This window comes from Arthrobacter sp. ES3-54 (genome assembly GCF_029504395.1).
Lineage (GTDB): Bacteria > Actinomycetota > Actinomycetes > Actinomycetales > Micrococcaceae > Arthrobacter.
Genome location: NZ_JAQFIF010000014.1, coordinates 79,937 through 86,083, shown reverse-complemented (window position 1 = coordinate 86,083; position 6,147 = coordinate 79,937). Strand labels below are relative to the sequence as shown.

The window sequence follows — 6,147 nt, the reverse complement described above, 5'->3', positions numbered from 1 at the left end:
AACGCTCGACTGGGATACCCCAGCCGAGCGTCTGCGTGATCTACTAATGACCACCTAGCCACCAGCGGTGTTGCAACGACCCCTTGAAACCGCCCCCCTGCCAGGAAGCCCGCCGCCGTTTGTGCCTATGGACTGGGTAATGCTGCGCGCTGCGTGCGTCGGGGATGTCTGCGGCTCGGGCCCGAGGACCTGGCGCAAGGGCCGGGCGTAGGAGGCCGCGTGAGGGACTCAGGCGGCCGCTGCCGACTCCAGGAGGATCCGGAGGTCCTCCAGCGCACTCTCGGCCTCCGCGAGGCTGCAGAAGGCCGGGAGGGCGTCCGCCGCGACGGCCAACTCCACTTCGCAGCCACACTCGAAGTCCTCGGTCATGACCTCCAGCAGCGAGCGGGCGTCGACGCCGGGCCTGCCGTCCTTGCTGATGGTCACCGGGAGGCCGGTGGCCGTTACGGCCCGGACAAATACTGCCGCCGGCCGGGCGTGGAGGCCGATTGCGGCCGTGACGATTGCCTTGCGAACTGGCAACGGGACTCCCTCATGCTGGTGTTGGTTCTCTGGGTGGTGCCACCGGACGGGCTGTTCAATGCAACAGGCGTTCCGTCGACTGGCATGCCGTATGTCTGGCGGCGCATCGGACTGGCGTTCCATCAGGCTGGGCGGGCTCCGTTGCCCGGTTCCGGCTTATGAGTTCAAGGGTAGCTGCGGGGGAGGGGCCCGCACGACTTGAGTCGGCGCCGTGGTCTAGACCTGCCGGGGTACGGGCTTACCCTTGAGATATGAGTGTTTTTCCCGCGCCGCGCCCCAACCGGAGGCTGACCCATGGCGTCCTCTAATGCGTCCAAGATGATCGGCGAGATCGACCGCCAGAGCGGGGTGCCGATCTACGTGCAGTTGCGGGAAATCCTGCGGGCGCACATCGGTGCCGCCTGCCCGCCGGGTTCCGCGCTGCCGTCCGAGCGTGACCTCGCACAGCGCTTCGGCCTGGCCCGGATGACTGTCCGCCAGGCCATTGATGCCCTTGTGGGCGAGGAAGTCATTGAGCGCGTCGTGGGGCTGGGCACGTTTGTGCGCAAACCCAAACTGGATCTCCAGGTAAAGCTCACCTCCTACAGCGAGGAGATGCAGCGCCGCGGCATGGTCCCGGCCGCCAAGGTCCTGAGCTTCGAGCAAATCAGCGCCAGCGCTTTCCTGGCCCGTGAACTCCAGCTGGAGGAGGGCACGCCCCTGGTCCGGTTCCGGCGCCTTCTGCTGGCCGACAACGAGCCAATGAGCGTGGACGAGAACTTCATTCCGGCCCACCGGGTCCCCGGCCTGCTGGACGGCGAGCCGCCCACATCCCTCTACAACGTGCTGAGCGAACGCTACGGGCTGGTGATGGAATGGGGCGAGGACATGATCGAGGCGACAGCCGCATCGCCGTCCACGGCCCGGCTCCTGAACGTCGAGGTCGGAACGCCGCTGCTGAAGATCCAGCGCCACGCGTTCGTGGCCCGCGCCATGGTGGACTATTCCGTGTCCTACTATCGGGCTGACCGCTACAAGCTCTGGGTGCCCCTGCAGCGCCCCGGCGTCCGGCCCACCCGCAACTACGCCTCGGGGTACCGCCCCTAGCCACAACAGAGCCGTTGTTCGTCTGGCGGCAGATACAACGGAAGGCCCGGTCCCTTTGGGGACCGGGCCTTCCTGTGTATTGCTTGGTGCTGCCTAGTGGCTCAGCGTCTTCTGAGACTCTGCCGCTTCGACGGCCTCGTGGGCGCCGTGGTGGCCGTGAGCGGCCTCCAGCTCTGCCGGAGTGGCCGGGGCTACCCGGTCCTCGAAGAACCAGCGGGACAGCTTCGCGCGGCGCTTTTCCTTGCGGTCTACCACACCGTGCTCGTTCGGCACCGCGGGCAGCGGAACCGGTGACTCGAAGCCGATCAGCTTGTAGCGCTTGTATTCGTCCAGCGGGGCGTGGACCTCGATGAACTCGCCGTGCGGCAGGCGCACGATGCGGCCGGTTTCACGGCCGTGCAAGGCAATCTCGCGGTCCTTGCGCTGGAGCGCCAGGGCGACGCGCTTCGTGACGATGAACGCGATAACTGGGCCGATGAAGAACAGTGCGCGCAGCCAGTAAGTCACATCGTTCAGGGCCACGTGGAAGTGGGTGGCGATGAGGTCGGAGCCTGCCGCGGCCCACATAACGCAGTACCAGACGAAACCGGCCATGCCAATCGCCGTCCGGGTAGGAGCGTTGCGGGGACGGTCCAGGACGTGGTGCTCGCGGTTGTCCTTGGTGATCCAGCGTTCGATCCACGGGTAGGCGAACATGACGGTGAAAAGGATGCCTGCGGGGACCAGGGCCGGCAGCAGCACGTTGAACGTGAACATGTGGCCGAACCACACCTGCTCGACCTTCCAGTCACCGATCGTGCCCGGCATCAGGCGCAGGGCGCCATCAACAAAGCCGATGTACCAGTCAGGCTGCGTGCCTGCCGAAACCGGCGAGGGGTCGTACGGGCCGTAGTTCCAGATCGGGTTGATGGTGAAGAACGCCGCCATGATGGCAACGACACCGAACACGATAAAGAAGAAGCCGCCAGCCTTCGCCGCGTATACCGGCCCCAGGGGGTAGCCGACGACGTTGCCGTCATTGCGTCCGGGGCCGGGGTACTGCGTGTGCTTGTGCACAACCACCATGAAGAGGTGCATCACGATCATCAGCAGGATGAGCGCCGGAACCAGGAGGATGTGGAGCGTGTACAGGCGGCTGATGATCATGGTGCCCGGGAACTCACCACCGAAGAGGAAGAACGAGGTGTAGGTGCCGATGACCGGGATGGACTTGATGACGCCGTCGATGATGCGCAGGCCGTTGCCGGAGAGCAGGTCATCGGGGAGCGAGTAGCCGGTGAAGCCTGCAGCCATGGACAGGATCAGCAGGACGCTGCCCACCACCCAGTTCAGCTCGCGGGGCTTGCGGAACGCGCCGGTGAAGAACACGCGCAGCATGTGCACGGACACGGAGGCGACGAACAGCAGGGCCGACCAGTGGTGCACCTGGCGCATGAACATGCCGCCGCGGACATCGAAGGAGATGTTCAGCGAGGAGCTGTACGCCACCGACATTTCAACGTTCGTCAGCGGCGTGTAGGAGCCCGCGTAGTGCGTCTCCGCCATGGACGGATCGAAGAAGAAGGTCAGGAACGTGCCCGAGAGCAGCAGGATGACGAAGGAATAGAGCGCCACTTCGCCGAACATGAACGACCAGTGGTCCGGGAAGACCTTCCGGCCGAATTCGCGGAGGATTCCGGAGCCGCCAACACGCTGGTCGACGAAGTCGGTGATGCGCCCGCCCGAAGTCTTGGCGACAAAGGCGGGGGCATCAGGCGTTAGGGATGAGGACATGCTGCTCACGCTCCCAGTAAGTCGGTCCAACGGGTTCATGGAAGTCGCTCGTGGCAACCAGGTAGCCCTCGGAGTCCACTGCGATAGGCAGCTGGGGCAGAGGACGGCTGGCCGGTCCGAAGATAACCTTGCATTCCTGGGTCAGGTCGAAGGTTGACTGGTGGCACGGGCACAGCAGGTGGTGGGTCTGCTGCTCGTACAGGGCAACAGGGCAACCGACGTGGGTGCAGATCTTGGAGTAGGCAACAATTCCGTTGTAGGCCCAGTCCGCGCGGCCGGGAGAGGGGTGGAGCTCCTCCGGGTTCAGGCGCATGAGCAGGACAACAGACTTCGCCTTCTCGTTCAGCTTGCCTTCGTGCAGCTCGTTCAGGCCTTCGGGAATGACGTGGAAAGCAGAGCCAATGGTGACGTCCGCTGCCTTGATGGGAGTGCCATCGGGGTCGCGGGCGAGGCGCTTGAGTTTGCCGTCCTGCGGGGCCCACATCGTGTGGGCCAGCTTGTCGTCCGGCCGGGGACCGAGGTCACCAAAGATGGCCAGGGCGGGCAAAGGCGCGAGGGCCATGGCGCCGAGGAGCGTATTGCGGATCAGCGGCCGGCGCTTGATGCCGGTTTCTTCCACAATGTCATCGACGATCCGTACGGCAGCCTGGCGGTCTTCCTCGGTGCGGATCGCGTGGCGCTCTTCCGAGACCTCGTGGTCCGGCATGAGGGCCTTGGCCCAGTGGACGATGCCGGTGCCGATGCCGAGCATCGCCAACGCGGTGCCGATGCCGAGCAATGCGTTCTGGAGGCGGATCGTGGCGATCGAGGAATCATTCCCCAGATCGATCGCGAAGTACGCCACCAGGAATATCAGGGTGCCAACGACTGAGATACCGAACAGAAGGGCTACCTGCCGTTCTGCTTTCTTTGCGGCCCTCGGGTCCGTGTCGGCCAGGCGCAAACGGTGCGGGGGAATTCCAGGATCCTGGAACTTCTCCACCTCATTCTGACCAGCCGTAGCTACGGTGCCCGAGTGGTTCGGACTGCCGTCACTATGGTTGCCCATAATTCGCCTCATCCTTCTCTCGTCTCGGCATGTGCCGAGTTAGGTTTCAATTCAAACTGCTGACGGATCAGCAGAAAATTCTTACAGGTGCGTCCGCACTAGGAGGTGCGGGATGTGAGCCAGATGGTGAACGCGATGATGACGCCCAGGCCGGCAATCCAGACAAAGAGACCTTCGGACACGGGTCCCAGTGCCCCAAGATCGGCGCCGCCGGGTGAACCGTTGGCCTCAATCTGCTTCAGGAAGGTGATGATGTCGCGCTTGCCCTCGGGGGAAATGTTCGCGTCACTGAAGACCGGCATGTTCTGCGGGCCGGTGACCATGGCTTCGTAGATGTGCTGACCGGAGACACCCGCGAGGGCCGGGGCGAACTTGCCCCGGGTGAGTGCACCGCCGGCAGCGGCAGCGTTGTGGCACATGGCGCAGTTCGTGCGGAACAGCTCGCCACCGTTGGCGGCGTTGCCCTTCTCATCGAGCACACCCGCCTCGGGGATGGCCGGGCCGGGGCCGAGGGAGGCAACGTAAGCAGCCAGCTGCTTGGTCTGTTCCTCGTTGAACTGGGCGGGCTTCTGGTAGGCCTGCGGGCCGTTCATCTCCATGGGCATGCGGCCGGTACCAACCTGGAAGTCAACAGCGGCGGCGCCGACGCCTACAAGGGACGGCCCGGCCTGCGAGCCGTTGGCACCCATGCCGTGGCAGGTGGCGCAGTTGGCGGCAAAAAGTTTGCCGCCTTCCTCTACGTCGCTTGCGCTGTAGGTGGTGGTGTCGGCCTTGGCCTGGTTGACGGTGGTGGCAACGGCGTACAGCCCACCCGTGACCAAGAGGCCCATTAGCAGCAGTGCAATTGCTGCCAGTGGGTGACGTCGCTTCTGCGAGAGTGCCTTCACGTGGTGGTTCCTTTATTCGATCCTACGGTGGCTCCGGGAGCCGCTTCTTGAAATTCTGCCTCTTGTAGAAAAAGAGTCAAGTCTGACTACTTGAGGACGTAGATGACCAGGAAGAGGCCAATCCAGACGACGTCCACGAAGTGCCAGTAATACGAGGTGACAATCGCCGAGGTTGCCTCGAAGTGTCCGAACTTCTTCGCGGCGAAGGAGCGGCCCATGATGAGCAGGAAGGCAATCAGACCGCCGATGACGTGCAGGCCGTGGAAGCCCGTCGTTATGTAGAAGGCTGAACCGTAGGCGTTGGAGGACAGCGAGACATGCTCGGAAACGAGCATGGCGTACTCGGTCGCCTGGCCGGCGACGAAGAAGGAACCCATGAGGAACGTCAGGATGAACCATCCGTTCATTCCCCACTGGGTGAAGCTGAAGCGTCCGCCGGTCCGGCGCGGCTGGAGCCGCTCGGCAGCGAAGACGCCCATCTGGCAAGTAAAGGAACTTGCCACGAGGACGATCGTGTTAACGAGCGCAAACGGGAAGTTGAGCTTGGCTGTCTCTTCGGCCCACATCAGTCCGGAAGTCGAACGGAGTGTGAAGTACATGGCGAAGAGACCGGCGAAGAACATCAACTCACTGGACAGCCACACAACGGTTCCAACAGAAACCATGTTCGGGCGGTTCAGCGTCGGGTGCGCCGGGGTACTGGGGGCATGGGTCGCAGATGTCACATAGACATTATGTCTATAAAAGTCCGTCCTGCCCAACGCAAACCGCGTTTTCGGGGGACTTTTTCTACAAAGACGCGAATTCGCGCGGAAAAGTTCCCGGAGGGGT

General features: G+C 63.6%; 6 protein-coding genes. 1 reads left to right on the top strand and 5 read right to left on the bottom strand.

What is annotated here, in order from left to right; translation table 11 throughout:
* Positions 1-228 precede the first annotated feature (228 nt).
* A complete protein-coding gene (locus M2428_RS18745) occupies positions 229-522 on the bottom strand; it encodes an HPr family phosphocarrier protein (protein WP_277527464.1) in 294 nt (97 codons plus the stop codon).
* Between the two features lie 294 nt (positions 523-816).
* On the opposite strand from M2428_RS18745, the gene M2428_RS18740 reads away from it, so the two are divergent.
* Positions 817-1,608 carry a GntR family transcriptional regulator gene (locus M2428_RS18740; RefSeq protein ID WP_277527463.1) on the top strand — a complete coding sequence of 264 codons (792 nt, stop codon included), beginning with the start codon at positions 817-819 and terminating at the stop codon, positions 1,606-1,608.
* Between the two features lie 93 nt (positions 1,609-1,701).
* Here the strand turns inward: M2428_RS18740 and M2428_RS18735 are convergent, their stop codons facing one another.
* The 4 genes from M2428_RS18735 to M2428_RS18720 form a co-directional block, all read right to left on the bottom strand.
* Positions 1,702-3,381: a ubiquinol-cytochrome c reductase cytochrome b subunit gene (locus tag M2428_RS18735; RefSeq protein WP_277527462.1), complete on the bottom strand. Its 1,680-nt coding sequence runs from the start codon at positions 3,379-3,381 to the stop codon at positions 1,702-1,704.
* Complete coding sequence (locus tag M2428_RS18730) at positions 3,359-4,429, bottom strand: ubiquinol-cytochrome c reductase iron-sulfur subunit (protein WP_277527461.1); 1,071 nt, start codon at positions 4,427-4,429, stop codon at positions 3,359-3,361. Before M2428_RS18730 ends, M2428_RS18735 begins: the two co-directional genes overlap by 23 nt.
* Before the next feature lie 98 nt (positions 4,430-4,527).
* Positions 4,528-5,316 (bottom strand): c-type cytochrome, encoded by a 789-nt coding sequence (locus M2428_RS18725; RefSeq protein ID WP_277527460.1) that lies wholly within the window; start codon positions 5,314-5,316, stop codon positions 4,528-4,530.
* Between the two features lie 86 nt (positions 5,317-5,402).
* A complete protein-coding gene (locus M2428_RS18720; protein ID WP_173403075.1) occupies positions 5,403-6,041 on the bottom strand; it encodes a heme-copper oxidase subunit III in 639 nt (212 codons plus the stop codon).
* Positions 6,042-6,147 lie beyond the last annotated feature (106 nt).